Origin of the sequence: Duganella guangzhouensis, from assembly GCF_009674535.1 — a bacterium.
Lineage (GTDB): Bacteria > Pseudomonadota > Gammaproteobacteria > Burkholderiales > Burkholderiaceae_D > Rugamonas > Rugamonas guangzhouensis.
On the sequence record NZ_WKJK01000011.1, the window covers coordinates 216555 to 235275 of the forward strand.

The following is an 18721-nucleotide window of genomic DNA, read 5'->3' on the forward strand; positions in this document are numbered from 1 at the left end:
TAGTGCAAAGCCGCCAGATTCATGCATAATCCGACCAACCATGGACGCGACCCTTCTTTTAGAGCTGCAAACATTAATCGCCCGTCACGCCGGGCCGGATGGCATTCAGCGTCCGCTGCCCGGCTTGGTGGTGGCCACGGCGCGAGAATCGATGCCGCTGCAGGCGTATGTGACGGAGCCGGTCTGGTCGCTGGTGGTACAGGGCACGAAGCGGTTGCTGTTGGGCGAGCAGGAGTACACCTACAGCGCCGGACAATATCTGATTGCCTCGGTCGATCTGCCGGTCAGCGGGCAGGTGACGGCGACGCCATTTGCCGGCATCAGCCTGACCTTGAAGCCGGACGCGATTGCCGCATTGATGACGGAGACGGCGGCGCCGCGTCACGCCCAGGCCGAGCCGTCCGGCATTGCGGTCAGCGATGCGCCCGACGAGTTGTTGGAGCCTGTGCTACGACTGCTGCGTCTGCTGGACAGGCCGGCCGATTTGCCGGTGCTGGCGCCGGCGATAGAGCGGGAAATTTACTGGCGGCTGATCAACGGTCCGCAGGGTGCGATGCTGAGTCAGCTGGGGCTGGCGGACAGCAATCTGGCGCAGATCAGCCGCGCCATTCGCTGGATACGCGAGCATCACGCCGAGCCGTTTCATATCGAGGAGCTGGCCGGCCGCATCGGCATGAGTGCGACGTCCTTCCATCGCCATTTTCGTCGTGTGACGTCGTTGAGTCCGATTCAATTCCAGAAGCAGATACGTTTGCAGCAGGCGCGCACTTTGCTGTTGAGCTCATCGCAGGATGTGGCCAGCATCGGCTTTGCGGTGGGCTATGACAGCCCCTCGCAATTCAGCCGCGAATACCGGCGCCTGTTTGGCGTGGCGCCTGGCCAGCACCGTCACGCCTGAGCTGGCACGCGTGCTTGCTGCTGTTCGAGCAGCGCAAAGATGGCGTCCTTGGACAATACATACTGGTCCATCAGCACGTCCTTCAGCTCGGTGATCTGTGCGCGATAGTCTTCGATCGCGGTTAGGGTGTAGCTGTACAGCTCGTCGGCCTTGGCTTCCACTTGGCCGAGGTCGGCTTCCTTGTCCTTGAACTGGCTGTGGTCGATCTTGGAGCGCGAGTACATCGATAGTTTGTTGACCATCAGATCCAGCATCGAGGTGGCTTTTTCGATGTCGTTCTGGCTGCCGATCGAGATGCCGCGCGCGCCGTAGAACAGTTCTTCCGCCGCCACGCCGCCGTACAGCTGGATCACGTCGCGTTCCAGTTCTTCCAGCGTTTTCAGGCCGACGTCGTCGGAGGCCGACAGCACATAGCCCAGCGCGTTCAGCTTGGACACCGATTCGGTGCTGATCTTCAGCATGGGCGAGCGTTCCTTGACTTCGGCCAGCGGCAAGCCTTCGCGCAGCCAAGGATCGATCTGCATAAAGAAGTGGCCCAGTTCGTGCAGTGCGACGCGTTCGCGCTGGCGGGTTTTCTCGGCGGTGGTGGCGCGGTCGGTGAGGCCGATGGTGGCGCGTTCAAAGGCCCGGAACATCAGGTCGGTGTTGATGACCTTGCTTTCCTGGATGGCCAGCATGCTGGCGCGCTCGACCACGGTCTGCAACACGGCCGGACTGAGGTTGGCGGTGATCTCGGCCACTTGGTCGAGGTTGAGGTCGTCCCAGTCCACGCATTTGTCGGCCTTGCGCGCCAGGAAGGAGCGCAGCAGTTCGCGCCGCTCGTTCTTGTTCGGCAGGCGGAAGTTGATCTTGACCGAGAAGCGGCGCAGCATGGCTTCGTCCATGCGGCTGGAACTGTCGTCAAAGTTGGAGGCGACCACCCAGATCACGCCCTGGGCGTCGTCGCTGCGCACGCCGTCGAGCAGGCTGAGCAGCGTATTGGCGGTGTCGTCTTCCCATTTCTTTTCGCCGCGGCCACGCGGCATGAACAGGCTCTGCGCTTCGTCGAGGAAGATGATGCAGTTGCCGCGTGCCTTGGCCTTGCGGTGCAGCGCGTGCAGCGCCTTGGAGCCGCCGCCGATGTAGCCCGATTCCAGCGCCGAGCCGGAAGCCTGGATCAGCGGAATATTCAAGCGCTTGGCCAGATAACCGGCCAGCTTGGTCTTGCCGGTGCCGGCCGGGCCGGTCAGCATGACGTTGAACGGTTTGTCGATGTCGTGCTCTTTATACAGTGCGCGGTTGCGTATCATGTCTTCCAGGTGCAGCACTTCCTGTTTGATATCTTCCATGCCGATCAGGTCGTCCAGGCTGCCGCCCAGTTGGTCGGGCGTCAGCACGCTGGCGTTGAGACCGTTGCCGGGCAGGCCATTTTTCAGCAGGAACAATGCCAGCACCAGCAGCAGGATGTCCACCAGGTGGCGGATCAGGAAGGCGCCCACCCGCAACAGCAGGTTGCCCTCATCGTCCTGCATCACCGCCTTGTGCGAGGCCAGATAATCGTCGCGGGCGATGGCATAGGGAATGTCATTGCGCAGCAGCACTTCGCGTTCCAGGCTCAGGTGGGTATTGCCCGGCACTTTGACCACGTACAGTTTGACGTCGTTCTTCAGCTTGTAGATATAGCGCGGCGCCTCCGACTGCGGCGCGGCGATCAGCAGGTACTCCAGCTGGGCGCGCTTGGCCGGCAGCGCCGTGATCTGGGCGATGTCCTGGCTGCGCAGCACCGGGCTGCTGTCCTGCGCCACCTCGGCGCGCACGCCGATCAAAATGGCCAGCGCGGCGGTCAGCACCAGCAGGGCGGCGCGCACGTAGTTGTTCCGAAGAGCAGTTTGAAGTTTGTACAGTGTGAACATATGCATCATCCAGGGCATGATGCCGGGGCTGGGCGCGGGGTAGGGCGCTGCAGCCAGGGCCGCCGTGACCGGCCGCGCAAAGTGGGGCGCAACCGGGTGACTAGGTGTCTTGCGATTGAGTCATGCCGTACGGCAACTCATTGCGTAACTATAGCGGGATAGTCGGGGTTTGTATCGCTTTGTGCCCATAAAAACAGCAGGCCTGCAACAGATTGCAGTTGAGCTACCGTTTATCCCCGATTTTTGCAGTTGGTCCGCGCGCTTTTGCGGCTCGTCGCATGACGCGGATCTTTGCAAAATGGTTTGTTAATCTGCTCACGTCAACTGCTGTCAAACGCGTAACAGCGGTGGCTTCCGAAGTTCAATCAGTACAACCTACTTATTTGGAGCACACCATGAAATCGATCCTGCTTGGCGTCGTAGCCGCGCTCGCCCTGACGTCCCTGCCTGCCGTGCACGCTGAAGATAGCAGCGTCAGCATTCAAGCCCCACGCATCGCCCGCTATTACATGGACCCGGTCGAATTCCGCACCTATAGCAATACCTATCAGCTGGAAAATGGCCAGACCATCAACTTCCGTCAGCGCATGACCATGATGTACACCCAGTTGGAAGATGGCCGCAGCGTGCGCATCTATGCAGTCTCGCCCAAGGCTTTCGTCACCGAAACCGGGGTGCGCATCGAGTTCCGCGATGAGGGCGAAACCGTGGCCATCACCGATTTCCAGAAACTGCCGATGGCCAAGGTGCAGGGCAGCGGCACCATTGTGATGGCGGCCGCGCGTCAACAGTAAGTCTGAAGCGCGCCTGCGCCGCCGGCTTTAGTCGGCGCGGCGGTACAGGCGGAAGCGTTCTTCGCGGTCGGCCGGACGTCGGCCTTCCCACAGCAACACCCATTGCTTGCCACGGAACTGCGGCTGGATTTCATGGTCGTCGCGCAGCTTGACGCTGTCTTGCAGCAGCAGCAGCTGGCAGCGCTCCTCTTCAACGCCGGCAAACGGCAGTTGCGCATAGTAGGCGAACGAGGCGCGCTGCGCCGGTCCCACATTCGATTCGATGCAGCGGGTGCCCGGCGGTAGCTTGTCGGCGATCTGGCGCGCCACGCTGGCGTAGCTCTTGCTGTAGTTCATGTCCGGCAGGAACAGCGTCATCAGCAGGATCCAGATCAGGATCAGGCCGCCGGAGGACAATACCACCGCGCGCCACAGCACCGATGGCCGGCGCGACACGCGCCAGTGCACCAGCACAAACCAGCCCAGCGTGGCGGTCAGTGCCACCAAAAAGCCGGCCCATCCCAGTTCGGGCGTGAAGCCCGGCACCAGCTTGAGCGCGTTCTTGGCGGCCTGTGCCGGCCAGCCGGTCAGCTTGGCAAACCAGAACACCCAGATTACGGCGGCGCAGGCGGTCAGCGCCATCACCGAGAACCAGTCGATGGCGTTGATGGCGCCGCGCTTCATGGTCAGCAGGCCGAACGCGGCCATGATGGCCAGCGGCGGCAGCAGCACCAGCAACTGGCCTTGTTCGGGCGCCGGATGGAATAACGTCAGCACCAGGCCCATCACCACGAACGCCAGCGGCACCACAATGTGCAGCACGCCGCGCTGGCGGCGCCAGGCCCATACCGCCCAGCCGGCAAACGGCCAGGCTGGCCAGAAGAACCACATGCCGACCCGGAAGAAGAATTTCAGCGACATCAGGCTCGGCCAGTCCAACTGCAGCCAGTTCCAGCCCAGCCAGGCGTTCAGCGGTTGCTGGTGATAAGGCTCCAGCAGTTGCGACGGGATCAGCCACAGCGCGGTGATCAGCGCGCCGACGGCCAGCATCGCGCCCAGGTCGCGCACCGCGCGGATGGCGGGCTGGGCGAGGAAACGGGTGCAGGCGAACAGGGCCAGGATCAGGCATACCGGCGTCAGCCAGCCACGTGTCAGCGTCATCAGGCCGATCGCCAGACCGCTCAGCGCGGCGTTGCGCAGCGATGGTTTTTCCACATAGCGCACGGTGCGGTACAGCAGGAAGGCGGTCATCGCCACCTGCAGCGATTCGGGCGTGGTTTCGTGGCTGTGCAGCAGCAGGCCGAGGCAGCCGAGGTAGATCAGCACGGCGGCGTCGGCCAGCGTGCGGCCGAAGTCGTCCGGTTCGGGCTGGCCGCCAAAGGCCAGCCGCAGCGGTTGCGCGTCCTGGCGGCGGCCCAGATGGAAGGTGGCGTACCACAGCGACAGCACGCCCAGCAGGAAGCCGCCGACGGTGGCCATGCGCGCGGCCAGCACGTCGCCCATCAGCCAGCCGAACAGTTTGATGCACAGCGCCCCCAGCCAGAACGCCAGCGGGCCTTCGTCCGGCCACGACAGGCCGGCGATATTCGGCCACAGCCAGTCTTGCCAGGTGCCGTGCGCCATGGTCCACATGATGCCGAAGCTGGCGGCGTCGTCGTTCTTCCACGGCTCGCGGCCGATCAGTCCAGGCAGGATGTACAGCAGGCCGAGGGCGAACAGCGCCCAACGCGGCAGGGCCAGGGTGGCGGCGGCGGGAAGACGTACTGGCTTCATCGATTAATCTGTTTTTATGAGTAGAACCGGAGTATGCAGCAAAATGGTGCGTGAAACAAAAAAAGCAGCCAGAGGCTGCTTTTTTTATCGGAGCGGCTGAAATTAGCCAGCAGCGACGGCGGTTTTCGAACCGACCGAACCGAACTTCTGGCGGAATTTCTCAACGCGGCCAGCGGTATCGACGATTTTGTGTTTGCCGGTGTAGAACGGGTGCGATTCAGCCGAAACCTCGATCTTGATCAGCGGGTATTCTTTACCGTTGTGCTCGATCTTTTCGCGGGTTTGGATGGTCGAACGGGTGACGAATTTGAAGTCGCACGACAGGTCGTGGAAAACAACTTCGCGGTATTCTGGGTGACCTTCTGGTTTCATTTTGTAGCCTCGGTTAGTTTGGTAGCCAAACAGCACTTCGTCGGTCGATCCTACCTCGTGACCCGATTGCCGCTCACTTGCCAGAGTTAAAAATAATGCGATCGACGATTATACTGGTGTAAACGCAAACAGGCAACCAGTGGTTGCCTGTTTGTTAAGGCGGGCTAATGAATTAGCCGCCGCGGCGCATCATATCGAAGAACTCGTTGTTGTTCTTCGTGGCGCGCATTTTGTCGAGGATGAACTCCATCGCCTCGATCTCGTCCATCGAGTACAGCAGCTTGCGCAGGATCCAGATCTTCTGCAGCTGGTCCGGCTTGATCAGCAGTTCCTCGCGGCGGGTGCCCGATTTGTTCAGGTTGATCGACGGGTAGACGCGTTTCTCGGCCAGGCGGCGCTCCAGGTGCACCTCCATATTGCCGGTACCCTTGAATTCTTCGTAAATCACGTCATCCATGCGCGAACCGGTTTCGATCAGCGCGGTGGCGACGATGGTCAGCGAACCGCCTTCTTCGACGTTACGGGCGGCGCCGAAGAAGCGTTTCGGACGTTGCAGCGCGTTGGCGTCGACACCACCGGTCAGCACCTTGCCCGAGGCCGGGATCACGGTGTTGTAGGCGCGCGCCAGACGGGTGATCGAGTCCAGCAGGATGACCACGTCTTTTTTCATTTCGACCAGGCGCTTGGCTTTTTCCAGCACCATCTCGGCGACCTGCACGTGGCGGGTGGCCGGTTCGTCGAAGGTCGAGGCGACGACTTCGCCGCGCACCGAGCGTTGCATCTCGGTCACCTCTTCCGGACGTTCGTCGATCAGCAGCACGATCAGCGTAACGTCGGGGTGATTCGAGGTGATGGCATGGGCGATGTGCTGCAGCATGACCGATTTACCGGATTTCGGCGACGCCACCAGCAGGCCGCGCTGGCCCTTGCCGATCGGCGCGATCAGGTCGATGATGCGGCCGGTGATGTTTTCGGTGCCGTTGATGTCGCGTTCCAGGCGCAGCGGCTCTTGCGGGTGCAGCGGCGTCAGATTCTCAAACAGAATGCGGTGTTTCGAGGCTTCCGGCGATTCGCCGTTGACCTTGTCGACCTTGACCAGCGCGAAATAGCGCTCGCCATCTTTCGGGGTACGCACTTCGCCCTCGATCGAATCGCCGGTGTGCAGATTGAAACGGCGGATTTGCGACGGCGAAATGTAGATGTCGTCGGTGGAGGCCATGTAGCTGGCGTCCGGCGAACGCAGGAAGCCGAAACCGTCCGGCAGCACTTCCAGGGCGCCATCGCCGAAGATTTGCTCGCCCGATTTGGCGCGTTTTTTCAGGATGGCGAACATCAACTCTTGCTTGCGCAAACGCGCCGCATTGTCGATATCCAGTCCGATGGCCATTTCCAACAACGCCGAAACGTGTAAGGCCTTCAATTCAGATAGATGCATATTGTTTGAGTATCCCGCGACGGGAAAGTAAAGGTAGGGGAGGGAACTACGTGGGTTGTCTCATTTTATACGGTGGCGGCGCGGGCGCGGCGCCACCGGTACAACGTAGCAGTATCTTACTTAGATATTGCTGTCGATGAAAGAGGTCAGCTGGCCTTTTGCCATTGCGCCAACCTTTTGAGCGGCGGCGACGCCGTTCTTGAACAGGATCAGGGTCGGGATGCCGCGGATGCCGAACTTGGCCGGTACGGCCTGGTTCGAGTCAACGTCCATCTTGGCGATCTGGATCTTGCCGTCGTATTCCTTGGCGACTTCTTCCAGGATCGGGGCGATGCTCTTGCAAGGACCGCACCATTCGGCCCAGAAGTCGACCAGCACAGGGCGGTCGGATTTCAGCACGTCGGCGTCAAAGGAAGCATCGGTAATGTGTTTGATATTTTCGCTCATAGTTTCCTCAATCGAGGTCAGATAAGTAATAACGCCTGGGGACGGACCTCAAACGCTGCCATGAGCAGCAGTTGGGTGCCATTTGCACGATTTCAATGTCTCGGAGGGGATGGCAACAAGGTCGGCAGGCGAGGGATGGCGTAAATAATAACCCATTTTTTGGAAATGTGCGGTGGTTTGTCGAAACCCTCTAAACTATTTGCCAAGATTGCCCGGCAGCGTGGCCGCCGACACCCGGCAATGGCCGGCGGCGCGCTGGATCAGCGCCGCCAGCGCCTCCGGTTCCAGCGGCTTGGCGATGGCGTCCAGAATCGTCAGTCCCTGCGCCTCGGCGACGCGGGCGGCGGTGCGCAGCACGGCCGGATCGACACTGGACAGCAGCACCACGCAACCGCCGTATTGCTGGGCCGCCGCCAGGCGCAGGAAGTCGATGCCGTCCATGACCGGCATCGACAGGTCGCACACCACCAGCTCGGGCGGGCGCAAACGCAGCTCGATCAGGGCGCGGCGGCCGTCGGTCTCGCGCACCACGGTGTGGTCGCCCAGGCTGGTCACCATGTCGGCCAGCAGGTCCAGCATGAAGGTATCGTCGTCCAGCAGCAAAATCCGCATATCAGTTATCGTCGGCGAAAGTGGTATTGGTCATGATTTGTTCGGTGATGCGTTCCAGCAGCGGCCACAGTTTCTGCAACAGCTGTTGCGCGTGCTGCTGGTTGTCGGCGTCGCTGGTCTCGGGCGGCAGCTGTTCCATCTCCAGCAGCAGTTCGCCCATGCCCAGCGCGCCCACGGTGCGCGCCGGCGATTTCAGCTTGTGACCGAGGTCGCGCAGCGCGGCCAGGTCGCCGCGCCGCAGCGCGGCTTCCATCAGGGTCAGGCCGTCCTGCGTATTTTGCAGGAATTTGAAGGCGAACTTGCGCACTTTATGCGGATGGTAGCCGAGCAGCTTGGCCAATATGGACAAATCGATCACCGCCGGGTCGCCGCCCAGCGTGGTCTTGAAGGCCGGCGCGCGGGCCCGGCCGGGCAGGGCGTCGCGCGGGTCGCTATCGTCGCGCTCCGGCAGCCAGTTGGCGATGGTCTGGTACATCAGCGCCGGCTGGATCGGCTTGGAGATGAAATCGTCCATGCCGGCCTCGATGCAGCGTACCCGGTCCTCGCTGGTGGCGGTGGCGGTCATGGCCAGCACCCGCATGTCGGCCAGGCGCGGGTCGGCGCGGATGCGGCGGGTGGCTTCCAGGCCATCCATCAGCGGCATTTGCACGTCCATCAGCACGCAGTCGAAGGCGGTCTGGCGCAGCAGTTCCAGCGCTTCCATGCCGTTGGCGGCCAGGCACACCGAGGAGCCGACTTCCTCCAGCATCTCCAGCGCGATCTGCTGGTTGAAGGTGTTGTCCTCCACCAGCAGGATGCGGGCGTTCTTCAGCGCCGACATCACGGCGGCGCTGCGCGAGGACGCCAGCAGCTCGGCGGCGGCATCCTTGACGCGGTCGATCAGGTCCGGCACCGAGGCGGTGGAGATGCCGAGGCGCGCGGTGAACCAGAAGGTGCTGCCCTGGCCGGGCCGGCTGCGCACGCCCACTTCGCCGCCCATCAGCTGCGCCAGCTGTTTGCAGATCGCCAGACCGAGCCCGGTGCCGCCGTATTCGCGGGTGGTGGAGGTGTCGGCCTGCTGGAATGACTGGAACAGTTTTTCGATTTCGCTTTCCGACATGCCGATGCCGCTGTCGCTGACTTCAAACCGCAGCAGGCAGCCATGGGCGTCGCCCACCACCTGGCGCACGCGGATTTCGATGCGGCCTTTTTCGCTGAACTTGATGGCGTTGTTGGTGTAGTTGATCAGCACCTGGCCCAGGCGCAGCGGGTCGCCGCGCAGCACCTTGGGCAGGGTTGGATCGAGGTCGTACACCAGTTCCAGCTCGCGGCTGGCGGCTTTCGGCGCCACCACCGTGTTCAGGGTCTGGATCACATGGTCGAGCGCGAAGTCGACCTGTTCGATTTCCAGCTTGCCGGCTTCGATCTTGGAGATGTCGAGGATGTCGTCGATGATGCCCAGCAGGTGTTCGCCGGCGAAGCGGATTTTTTCAAGATAGTCGCGCTGGCGCGGATCGAGTTCGGTCTTCAGCGCCAGGTAGGCCATGCCGATCACGCCGTTCATCGGGGTGCGGATTTCGTGGCTCATATTGGCCAGGAACTGGCCCTTGGTCTGGCTGGCTTCCTCGGCCACGCGGCGGGCGTAATCCAGTTCGGAGGTGCGGGTGGCGACCCGTTCTTCCAGATGCTCATTCAGTTCGCGCAGCGCGTCCTGGCCGCGTTTGCGGTCGCTGATGTCGGTCAGGCTGGCGACCACCAGGTGCACCGCGCCGCGTTCGTCCGGCACCGGCTCGGCGTTCACCGACAGCCACAGGCGGCCGCCGTCCGGCTGGTCCAGGCCCATCACCACGTCGCGCACCGGCATGCCGGTCACCAGCGCCAGTTGCACCGGATGGCTGATGGCGTCGTACGGCGTGCCGTCCTCGCGCACCCCGGCCCACAGGCCGTCGGGACTGAGTTCCGGCGTGTGCGTCAGCAGGCGCGCGGCGGCGGCGTTGCGTTCCAGGATGGCGCCCTGGCCATCGATCATCAGCAGGCCGTTGGTGACGGTGTTGAAAATCGACGCCAGGCGCTGGCTGGATTCGTGCAGCGCGCCTTCGGCGGCGCGGCGCGCGGTGATATCGGTCAGCATCGCCAGCATGCCGGCGTAGTGGCCGGAATCGGCGTTCAGCACGGTGGTCGACAGCAGGCACCAGACGGTGCTGCCGTCACTGCGCAGGAAGCAGATGTCGCCCTGGCCGGCCTCGCCGGTCAGGCGGCGCTGCAGGTGCTGCTTGAGCAGGGCGCGGCCGTTGTCGTCCATGAAGTCGGTCATGGCGCGGCCCAGCATTTGTTCGATGTCGTAGTCCAGCATGCGCGCCAGGGTCGGATTGACGAAGGTGGTGCGGTCGTCGGCGTTGGTCATCCAGATGCCTTCGGCGGCGGTCTGCACGATCTGGCGATAGCGCTCGGTGCTGGCGTGCGCCGCCTCCTCGGCGCGCTGGCGCTGGGTCATGTCGCGCAGCGCCATGATCACCAGTTCCTGGCCGGCCAGCTGCACTGGCGACAGGTGCACCATGGCCGGAAAGCTGCTGCCGTCGGCGCGCACCGCGCACAGCACCCGGCCCGGCAGATTGGCGCGCGAGAACAGCTCGCGCACGCGACCCTTGCTGCGCATGGCTTCCGGCGCCAGCTGCTCGACCGAGCGGCCGGCCATGCTGCCCTCGTAGCCGAAGCTGCGCGCGCAGGCCGGATTGGCGTGGCGCACCCGCCCGCCCTTGTCGGCCACCAGCACCGCGCCGGGGGTGGCGTCCAGCACCGCGCACAGGCGCGCTTCCTCGGCGATGGCGCGTTCACCGATGTCGGCCAGGGTGCCGGCCGCGCGCAGCGGCAGGCCGGCGTCGTCGCGCTGCAGTATCATGCCGCGCGCCAGTACCCATTTCCAGCCGCCGTCGCGCCCGCGCATGCGGTGCTCGCTGTGGATTTGGCCGGTGGCGTCGCTGGTGCTGCTCAGGCATTCCTGTACCTCGCGCTCCAGCCGCGGGCGGTCGTCCGGGTGCACATAGTCCAGCCATTCGGCCAGTGTCGGATGGAATTCGTCGGCGCGGTAGCCAAGCAGCGCGCAGTAGCGCGGCGACAGCGTCAGCGTGCCGGTGTCGAGCCGCCATTCCCAGGTGCCTTCGCCCGAGCCTTCCAGCGCGAAGCTGGCCAGCCGTTCGGCGCTGCCCAGTTCCGCGCGCGCGGCGCGCAGCGCGCGGCCCTGCACCCGCAGGCGCCAGGCGCCGGCCATTGAAATCACCAGCAGCAGCGCGCCGACGATGGCGCCGCCGTAGCGCAGCAGCGGGTTGCCGTCCGGCGGCTGGTAGAGAAAACCGTCCAGATTGAAGTTGGTCGGCAACATGCCCTGCGCGGCGTAGGCGTGCGCCAGCGCGCGCCAGCGTTCCGGGTTGCTGTAGCCCAGTTCGATCAGCGGCTGTTCCAGCAGGCCGGCGATGTGCTGGGCTTCGAACATCAGGTGTTCGCGGCTGTGGCGGTTGGGGTAGCGGGCGCGTATCAGGTCGGCGATTTCGCCCGGATGCTGCATCGCGTAGACCCAGCCGCGCAGCGTGGCTTCGCGCAGCGCCTGGGCGCGCGCCGGATGCTCGCGCAATTCGCTCTCGGTGGTGTACAACACGTCGCCGTAGAAATCCAGGCCGTGGTTGCGCGGCGAAATCAGTTCGTAGGGCAGGTTCAGGCGGTCCAGCACATACGGCGCCTCGGTCAGGTAGACCGACATGGCGTCGACCTTGCCCTCCACCAGATCGTCGTAGTTGTAGCTGTGGGGGACCTGGTACAGATTATCCAGCCGCACCCCCTGCTTCTTCAGGAGGACGGTCAGCTCCTCGCCATTGGGCGCGATCATCAGCCGGGTGCCGGCCCATGGGCGTGGCCGGCCATCGGCCTCAAGACGGCGCAGCAGCACGGCGCCCGAATGCTGGAAAATGGAGGCCAGTACCACCACCGGCTGGCCCAGGCCGCGCGCCAGCAGCAGCGAGCTGTTGCCGACGCCGTACTGGGCCTGGCCCTGCATCACGCTTTGCAGCGGATCGCTGCCGGGACGGGCCTCCAGCAGCGTGACGTCAAGGCCGGCGTCGCGGTAATAACCCTGGTCCTGGGCCGCGTAATAGCCGGCAAACTGGAACTGATGCTGCCATTTGAGCTGGATCGCGACCTTCTCGGCGGCGCCGGCCGGCAGCAGCGCGAGCGCAAACAGGCCCGCCGCCAATCGGTGCGACAGACGGAGCCAGCGGGACTGGCGCAAGCGCGGACGGCGGTGAAACAAGAGTTTCCCTTTCGGTGGGTCATGCGTGCTGGAGGTGGGGAAACTATAGCATCGAAGCCGAAGCCGTTGGCATTGGCGTGACAAGAAAACGTTTGCATACTGCGCGAACGCAAAACCGCGCAAAAATTCACCTTTTACGGTGGTTTCAGTGACAATTGGTGAGAAAGCGCGGCGGCGGTCCGCCGCGCCGTGGCTTGCGCGGTAATAGCAAGTACTTGATCTAGTTGAAGCTGCCGGCGAACTGGTAGCGGTGACCGGGATGCCACATGGTCACCAGCGAGGCGATCATGCCGCCGGAGCGGGTCTGGCGCTTGAGCACCAGGCAAGCCTGCTTGGTGTCGATGGCCAGCATGTCGGCGATGTCGCGCGGCGCCGCCAGCGCTTCCACGCTGTAGGTGGCGCCCTGTAGCGGCGCGGCCTGCATCAGGTATTCGTTGGGCGTGAGATGGGCGAAGTCCTGCTCCATGTAATCCGGCGCGCACTGCGGGTTGACCCAGCGGTCCTCGACCTGAATCGGCACGCCGTTTTCAAAGTGGACGATCACCGAGTGGAACAGCGGATGGCCGGACGGCAGGTCGAACTGCTTGGCCATCAGATCGCTGGCCTTGATGCGCTCCAGTTGCTGCAGGCTGCTGCGGTGGGCGTGGCCGCGCGCGCGCACCTCGTCGGCGATCGACTTAATCTGCAGCAGCGTGGCCTGGTATTTTTGCTGGGCCACGTAGGTGCCCGAACCCTGGCGACGCGTCAGCACCTGCTCGGCGGTCAGCTCGCGCACGGCGCGGTTGACGGTCATGCGCGAAACGCCAAACTGTTTGACCAGTGCCTGCTCGGATGGAATCACGTCGCCTTCTTTCCAGGTGCCGGCGGCGATTTCGGCCATCAGGTAGTCTTTGATGCGCTGGAAGATGGGGGTGCTGTCTTGCGTACTTTGATCGTTCAAACCGCTGTCTCCTCGTGAATGGTCATTCTAGCATCGCCTGCTTGTACAATTCAAAAGCAAGAGGCGGAGTGCGATGGTTTTTTGTGCTGGCTAAGATGGCTGCATTCCCCCGATACGGAGTCTGAGATGGACAATTACAGCAGCGATGAGGCGCGTTGGGCCGCGGTACAGCAGCGTGACGCGCAAGCCGACGGCGAATTCTGGTATTCGGTGCGCAGCACCGGGGTGTACTGCCGGCCATCGTGCGCGGCGCGGCCGGCGCTGCGCAAGAACGTGGCGTTCCACGCCAGCCGCGAGGACGCCGAGCAGGCCGGCTTCCGGCCCTGCCTGCGCTGCAAGCCGGATCAGCCGCCGTTGGCGGAGCGCCAGGCGGCAGTGGTGGCACAAGCGTGTCGTTTGATCGACGCGGCGGAAGAGGCGCCGGATCTGGATGCGCTGGCGGCGGCGGTGGGTGTCAGCCGGTTTCATTTTCACCGCATGTTCAAGGCGGTGAGCGGGATCACGCCGAAAGCCTATGCCAACGCGGCGCGGGCGCGGCGGGTACAGGATGGGCTGGCGCGGCAGGCGTCGGTGACGGATGCGATGTATTCGGCCGGTTTCAACTCGTCCGGCCGCTTTTATGCGCAGTCGCCGGCGGTGCTGGGCATGAAGCCGTCGTCGTTCCGGGCCGGCGGCGCCGGCGAGCGGATACGCTTTGCGATTGCCGAGTGTTCGCTGGGGCCGATCCTGGTGGCCAGCACGGCGCAGGGCATCTGCGCGATTCTGATCGATGACGATCCGGATTTTCTGGTGAAGGATTTGCAGGACCGTTTTCCGAAGGCGGAACTGATCGGTGCCGAGCCGGAATACGAGCAGGTGGTGTCGCGCGTGGTGGGGCTGGTGGAGCAGCCGTCGGTGGGATTAGAGCTGCCGCTGGACGTGCGCGGTACCGCGTTCCAGCAGCGCGTGTGGCAGGTGCTGCGGGCGATTCCTGCCGGCCGGCGCGTGACCTATGCCGAGCTGGCGGAACTGGCCGGCGTGCCGCGCGGCGCGCGGGCGGTGGCGTCGGCGTGCGCGGCGAATGCGATCGCGGTGGCGATACCGTGCCATCGCGTGGTGCGCGACGATGGCTCGATCTCTGGCTATCGCTGGGGCGTGGACCGCAAGGCGATGTTGTTGAACCGGGAGGCGGGCAGTGAGTAGTGAGAAACTGAATGGACAACTGAATGGCGAACTGGATTTCGGCGATCCCGCAGCGGAGCGCCGGCCGCGCACGGTGCCGCCAGCCGGGCCGGCGCCGGATGCGCAACTGGCGGCGCAACTGACGGCACGGCGGGCGGTGGGCGCGGCGGCCGGGCTGGCGGTGCACGTGGCGGCACTGGACTGGCAGGGCATCGCCGACGAGCTGAATGCGCACGGCTACGCCGTCATCCCCGGCCTGCTGACCGCCGACGAATGCGCATCGCTGGCCGCGCTGTACGCGCAGCCGCAGTTGTTCCGCAGTCGGGTGGTGATGTCGCAGCACGGTTTCGGCAGCGGCGAGTACCAGTACTTCCGCTACCCGCTGCCATCCTTGATCGCCGCGCTGCGGCAAGCGCTGTATGACCCGCTGGCGCAGATCGCCAACCGCTGGCACGAGCTGATGGACCTGCCCGAGCGCTTCCCCGCCGATCACGCCGACTTCCTGGCGCGCTGTCACGCCGCCGGCCAGCAGCGCCCCACGCCGCTGCTGCTGCAATACAGCGCCGGCGACTACAACTGCCTGCACCAGGATCTGTACGGCGACCACGTATTCCCGCTGCAAGCCTGCATCCTGCTCAGCCAACCCGGCACCGATTTCGACGGCGGCGAATTCGTCCTGACCGAACAACGCCCACGCATGCAATCGCGGGTCGAAGTGGTACCGCTGAAGCGCGGCGACATGGTAATCTTCGCCGTCAACCACCGTCCCGTGCAGGGCACGCGTGGCATCTACCGCGTCAACCTGCGGCACGGGGTCAGCCGGCTGCGGGCGGGAGCGCGCCACACGCTGGGCATCATCTTCCACGACGCGAATTAACAAAGGAATATCCGTGGCAAGGCAAAAAGAGTTCGACCGCATCGATACATTGAACCGGGCGCTGGAAGTGTTCTGGCAAAAAGGCTACGCCGGAACCTCCACCAGCGACCTGCTGGAAGCGATGCAGATCGGCCGTCAGAGCATGTACGACACCTTTGGCGACAAGCGCTCGCTGTATCTCGAAGCGCTGCAGCAGTACAACCAGGCCAGCGTCAACGATCTGCTGCGCCAGTTGCAGGGCGGCGGTCTGGATGCCATCGAACGCATGCTGCAGGCTTTCGCCTCGCGGCCGAAGCGCGACAACGCCAAGGGCTGCATGGGCGTCAACGCCATCTGCGAGTTCGGCACCGACGACGACGAGGTCAATGCGCTGCGCGACGCCAGCGGCAAGCAGCTGAACCAGGCGGTGGAAGCGGCGCTGCGCGAGGCTGCCGTCGGTGGCCAGATCGCCGCCGACACCGACATCCCACAGGCGGTCGCCTTTGTTGCCGCCACCCTGTCCGGCATGAAGGTCAGCGCCAAGGCCGGCGCCAGCATCGCCACCCTGCGTGCCATCGCCAGCTTCGCCGTGCAAGCGCTGCGCGGCTAAATATCACGAAACGTTTACTTGACTGGTTGGTCCAGAAATCCTAGCATGACATCAGTTTTTGACTGATTGATCCAATAAATGAAAGGAATGGACATGAAAACAGCACTCGTTACTGGCGGTGCGCGCGGCATCGGCGCGGCCATTGTCAAACGCCTGGCGCAGGATGGCATCGCCGTGGCATTCACCTACGTCTCATCGCCGCAGCGGGCTGACGACCTGGCGGCCACCATCAATGCAGGCGGCGGCAAGGCACTGGCGATCCAGGCCGACAGCGCCGACCCGGCGCAGGTACAGGCGGCGGTGGCGCAGACCGTGGCGCAATTCGGCGGGCTGGATATTCTGGTCACCAACGCTGGCATCCTCAACCTGGCACCGATTGAAGACTACCCGCTGGAAGATTTCGACCGCATGGTCAGCACCAATGTGCGTGGCGTGTTCGTCGCCATGCAGGCGGCGGCTAAACAGATGAAAGAGGGTGGACGCATCGTCACCATCGGCAGCATATCCGGCATGCGGGTGGCGTTCCCCACCTCCAGCGTGTACGCGATGACCAAGGCGGCGGTAGCGGCGCTGGTGCGCGGCGTGGCGATCGACCTGGCGCCGCGCGGCATCACCGTCAACAACGTGCAGCCGGGGCCGACCGAAACCGACATGAACCCGGCCGACGGCCCGCACGCGGCGGCGCTGCAAACCATGATTCCGGCGCGCCGCTTCGGCAAGCCGGAAGAAGTGGCGGGCATGGTGGCCTACCTGACGAGCGCCGAAGCCAGCTTCGTCACCGGCGCCAGCTTCACCGTCGACGGCGGCTACACCGCCTGAACGCTCTTCTGCGTCTGGTACAGGCGGGCGTAGATGCCGTTCTGTGCCAGCAGCGCGTCGTGGCTGCCGGCTTCGGCGATGCGGCCGCGATCCATCACCACGATGCGGTCCGCATTCTCGATGGTCGACAGGCGGTGCGCGATTACCACCGTGGTGCGGCCTTGCATCAGCACTTCCAGTGCCTGCTGCACCAGCCGTTCGGATTCGTTATCCAGCGCGCTGGTGGCTTCGTCCAGAATCAGGATCGGCGCGTTCTTGTACAGCGCGCGCGCGATCGCCAGCCGCTGGCGCTGGCCGCCGGACAGTCGCAAGCCGTTTTCTCCCACTGGCGATTGATAACCCTGCGGTTGGTGCATGATGAATTCATGCGCGTGCGCTGCCCGCGCCGCCGCTTCGATACGTTCCATCGATGGCTCGGGATCGCCGTAGGCGATGTTGGCCGCCAGCGTGTCGTTGAACAGCACCACGTCTTGCGACACCAGCGCGATCTGCTGCCGCAGTGAGGTCAGTGTGTAGTCGCGCAGGTCAACCCCATCCAGTTCGATGCCGCCGTCGCTGACGTCGTAGAAGCGCGGCAGCAGCCCGGCCAGCGTGGTCTTGCCGCTGCCGGAGGCGCCCACCAGGGCGACGGTTTCGCCGGCGGCGACGTCCAGCGATACATGGTCCAGCGCCGGCCGCGCGTCCGGATCCAGCGGTGTGCCATCGGTGCCGCGATAGTGGAAGCTGACGTCGCGCACCGTCAAGCGGCCTTCGGCGCGTGCCACGCTATGGTTGCCCTGGTCGGCCTCCGATTCCAGGTCGACCAGGCTGAAGACCGATTCGGCGGCGGCCAGGCCGCGCTGCATTGGTTCGTTAATCTTGGTCAGGTTCTTGATCGGCGACTGCATTGCCAGCAGCGCGGTGAGGAAGCCGACGAAACCGCCGGCCGACAACGCGCCGGCCTGGTGGCGCAGCATCGCCACATATACCACCGACGACAGCGTAATCCCCAGCAGCAGCATGATCAAACCGGAGTTCAGCGCGGAGGTGGCGGCGTGCTTGACCGCCAGTTGGCGATTCAGCTTGACCACGCCGCCGAAGCGGTTTTGCTCGTAGCGCTGGCCACCGAAGATTTTGACCACGCGCTGGCCGCTGATGCTTTCGTCCAGCACATTGGTCAGCTCGCCCATGGCGGCCTGCGCGCTGGTGCTCAGGTGACGCATGCGGCGGCCGGCGAAGATCACCAGGCAGGCCACCAGCGGCAGCAGGCCAAGGCAGAATAAGGACAGCTGCCAGTCGGTGGCGAACATGGTGATCAGATAGCCGATGGTCTGCACCGAATCGCGCACCGCGACGTTGACCACGGTGAGGCCGGCCTGCGCCACCTGAGCGGCGTCGAAGGCCACGCGCGACAGCGTGGTGCCGGTGGAGGATTGGTCGAAATAGCTGTTCGGCAGCCGCATGATGCGCGAGAACATGACTTCGCGCAGATTGGCCTGGACCCGGGTGCTGAGCCAGGCGGCGCCATATTCGCTGGCGAAGCTGGAGACCATGCGCACCAGCGCCAGGGCGAAGATCACCGCCGGAATGGCCCACAGCGCGGCGTTGTCATGATTTTGCGGCAGCACGTGGCTGAGCCAACCCTGCACCGTGGCCAGGAAACCGCTGACCGGCGCGTGTCCGGCGCCCAGGCCTTGCGACGGCGCCAGCGCGTCGACCACGTTCTGCAACTGCCGCAGCAGCAGCACGTCGGTGGCTGCCGCCACACCGACCGCGATCAGCGTGACAACGCCGATCCACAGATAAGGGCGAAATTCCTTGAATAAGCGTAGATAGAGTAGGCGGCTGGACACGGGCTATTCACAAATGGGAATA

General features: G+C 64.1%; 15 protein-coding genes. 6 read left to right on the forward strand and 9 right to left on the reverse strand.

Annotated features, from left to right (window positions below; translation table 11 throughout):
* Nucleotides 1–40 precede the first annotated feature (40 nt).
* Nucleotides 41–898: an AraC family transcriptional regulator gene (locus tag GJ699_RS21275; RefSeq protein ID WP_154380006.1), complete on the forward strand. Its 858-nt coding sequence runs from the start codon at nucleotides 41–43 to the stop codon at nucleotides 896–898.
* Here GJ699_RS21275 and GJ699_RS21280 read toward each other — a convergent pair.
* Nucleotides 889–2790 carry an AAA family ATPase gene (locus tag GJ699_RS21280; RefSeq protein ID WP_154380008.1) on the reverse strand — a complete coding sequence of 634 codons (1902 nt, stop codon included), beginning with the start codon at nucleotides 2788–2790 and terminating at the stop codon, nucleotides 889–891. The two genes, GJ699_RS21275 and GJ699_RS21280, sit on opposite strands and share 10 nt — an antisense overlap.
* A 395-nt stretch (nucleotides 2791–3185) precedes the next feature.
* Here GJ699_RS21280 and GJ699_RS21285 point away from each other — a divergent pair, with 395 nt between their 5' ends.
* Nucleotides 3186–3584: a gel scht gene (locus tag GJ699_RS21285; protein ID WP_154380010.1), complete on the forward strand. Its 399-nt coding sequence runs from the start codon at nucleotides 3186–3188 to the stop codon at nucleotides 3582–3584.
* A gap of 27 nt (nucleotides 3585–3611) precedes the next feature.
* Here the strand turns inward: GJ699_RS21285 and GJ699_RS21290 are convergent, their stop codons facing one another.
* From GJ699_RS21290 to hutC, 7 genes are all read right to left on the reverse strand, one after another.
* Nucleotides 3612–5336: an ArnT family glycosyltransferase gene (locus tag GJ699_RS21290; RefSeq protein ID WP_154380012.1), complete on the reverse strand. Its 1725-nt coding sequence runs from the start codon at nucleotides 5334–5336 to the stop codon at nucleotides 3612–3614.
* 102 nt (nucleotides 5337–5438) lie between these two features.
* Nucleotides 5439–5708, reverse strand: a complete 270-nt coding sequence (locus GJ699_RS21295; protein ID WP_154380014.1) for a type B 50S ribosomal protein L31 — start codon at nucleotides 5706–5708, stop codon at nucleotides 5439–5441.
* Nucleotides 5709–5880: 172 nt separating this feature from the next.
* Nucleotides 5881–7143 carry a transcription termination factor Rho gene (gene rho / locus GJ699_RS21300; RefSeq protein ID WP_154380016.1) on the reverse strand — a complete coding sequence of 421 codons (1263 nt, stop codon included), beginning with the start codon at nucleotides 7141–7143 and terminating at the stop codon, nucleotides 5881–5883.
* Nucleotides 7144–7263: 120 nt separating this feature from the next.
* Nucleotides 7264–7590, reverse strand: a complete 327-nt coding sequence (gene trxA / locus GJ699_RS21305) for a thioredoxin TrxA (protein ID WP_154380018.1) — start codon at nucleotides 7588–7590, stop codon at nucleotides 7264–7266.
* 195 nt (nucleotides 7591–7785) lie between these two features.
* On the reverse strand, nucleotides 7786–8202 hold the full coding sequence (locus tag GJ699_RS21310) for a response regulator (RefSeq protein WP_154380020.1): 417 nt from the start codon (nucleotides 8200–8202) through the stop codon (nucleotides 7786–7788).
* Nucleotide 8203: 1 nt separating this feature from the next.
* A complete protein-coding gene (locus tag GJ699_RS21315; RefSeq protein WP_154380022.1) occupies nucleotides 8204–12481 on the reverse strand; it encodes a PAS domain S-box protein in 4278 nt (1425 codons plus the stop codon).
* A 220-nt stretch (nucleotides 12482–12701) separates the two neighbouring features.
* Nucleotides 12702–13361 (reverse strand): histidine utilization transcriptional repressor HutC, encoded by a 660-nt coding sequence (hutC, locus tag GJ699_RS21320; RefSeq protein WP_229262220.1) that lies wholly within the window; start codon nucleotides 13359–13361, stop codon nucleotides 12702–12704.
* A gap of 186 nt (nucleotides 13362–13547) precedes the next feature.
* On the opposite strand from hutC, the gene ada reads away from it, so the two are divergent.
* The 4 genes from ada (at nucleotide 13548) to GJ699_RS21340 (ending at nucleotide 16867) form a co-directional block, all read left to right on the forward strand.
* Nucleotides 13548–14603, forward strand: a complete 1056-nt coding sequence (gene ada / locus GJ699_RS21325; protein WP_154380026.1) for a bifunctional DNA-binding transcriptional regulator/O6-methylguanine-DNA methyltransferase Ada — start codon at nucleotides 13548–13550, stop codon at nucleotides 14601–14603.
* A 136-nt stretch (nucleotides 14604–14739) separates the two neighbouring features.
* Entirely contained in the window at nucleotides 14740–15459 is a 720-nt protein-coding gene (locus GJ699_RS21330) for a 2OG-Fe(II) oxygenase (protein WP_371867621.1), read from the forward strand.
* Nucleotides 15460–15472: 13 nt separating this feature from the next.
* Entirely contained in the window at nucleotides 15473–16048 is a 576-nt protein-coding gene (locus tag GJ699_RS21335; RefSeq protein WP_371867615.1) for a TetR/AcrR family transcriptional regulator, read from the forward strand.
* Between the two features lie 93 nt (nucleotides 16049–16141).
* Nucleotides 16142–16867 (forward strand): 3-oxoacyl-ACP reductase family protein, encoded by a 726-nt coding sequence (locus tag GJ699_RS21340; RefSeq protein ID WP_229262208.1) that lies wholly within the window; start codon nucleotides 16142–16144, stop codon nucleotides 16865–16867.
* Here the strand turns inward: GJ699_RS21340 and msbA are convergent.
* Nucleotides 16855–18699 (reverse strand): lipid A export permease/ATP-binding protein MsbA, encoded by a 1845-nt coding sequence (gene msbA, locus GJ699_RS21345; RefSeq protein WP_371867616.1) that lies wholly within the window; start codon nucleotides 18697–18699, stop codon nucleotides 16855–16857. The genes GJ699_RS21340 and msbA overlap by 13 nt on opposite strands.
* Between the last annotated feature and the right edge of the window lie 22 nt (nucleotides 18700–18721).

Excerpts from the sequence above, each read along its gene's own strand:
- rho (WP_154380016.1), bottom strand. The coding sequence starts at position 7,143 with ATGCATCTATCTGAATTGAAGGCCTTACACGTTTCGGCGTTGTTGGAA.
- GJ699_RS21310 (WP_154380020.1), bottom strand. The coding sequence starts at position 8,202 with ATGCGGATTTTGCTGCTGGACGACGATACCTTCATGCTGGACCTGCTG.
- hutC (WP_229262220.1), bottom strand. The coding sequence starts at position 13,361 with ATGGCCGAAATCGCCGCCGGCACCTGGAAAGAAGGCGACGTGATTCCA.
- GJ699_RS21285 (WP_154380010.1), top strand. The coding sequence starts at position 3,186 with ATGAAATCGATCCTGCTTGGCGTCGTAGCCGCGCTCGCCCTGACGTCC.
- GJ699_RS21295 (WP_154380014.1), bottom strand. The coding sequence starts at position 5,708 with ATGAAACCAGAAGGTCACCCAGAATACCGCGAAGTTGTTTTCCACGAC.
- GJ699_RS21275 (WP_154380006.1), top strand. The coding sequence starts at position 41 with ATGGACGCGACCCTTCTTTTAGAGCTGCAAACATTAATCGCCCGTCAC.
- GJ699_RS21340 (WP_229262208.1), top strand. The coding sequence starts at position 16,142 with ATGAAAACAGCACTCGTTACTGGCGGTGCGCGCGGCATCGGCGCGGCC.
- GJ699_RS21280 (WP_154380008.1), bottom strand. The coding sequence starts at position 2,790 with ATGTTCACACTGTACAAACTTCAAACTGCTCTTCGGAACAACTACGTG.
- ada (WP_154380026.1), top strand. The coding sequence starts at position 13,548 with ATGGACAATTACAGCAGCGATGAGGCGCGTTGGGCCGCGGTACAGCAG.
- GJ699_RS21290 (WP_154380012.1), bottom strand. The coding sequence starts at position 5,336 with ATGAAGCCAGTACGTCTTCCCGCCGCCGCCACCCTGGCCCTGCCGCGT.
- trxA (WP_154380018.1), bottom strand. The coding sequence starts at position 7,590 with ATGAGCGAAAATATCAAACACATTACCGATGCTTCCTTTGACGCCGAC.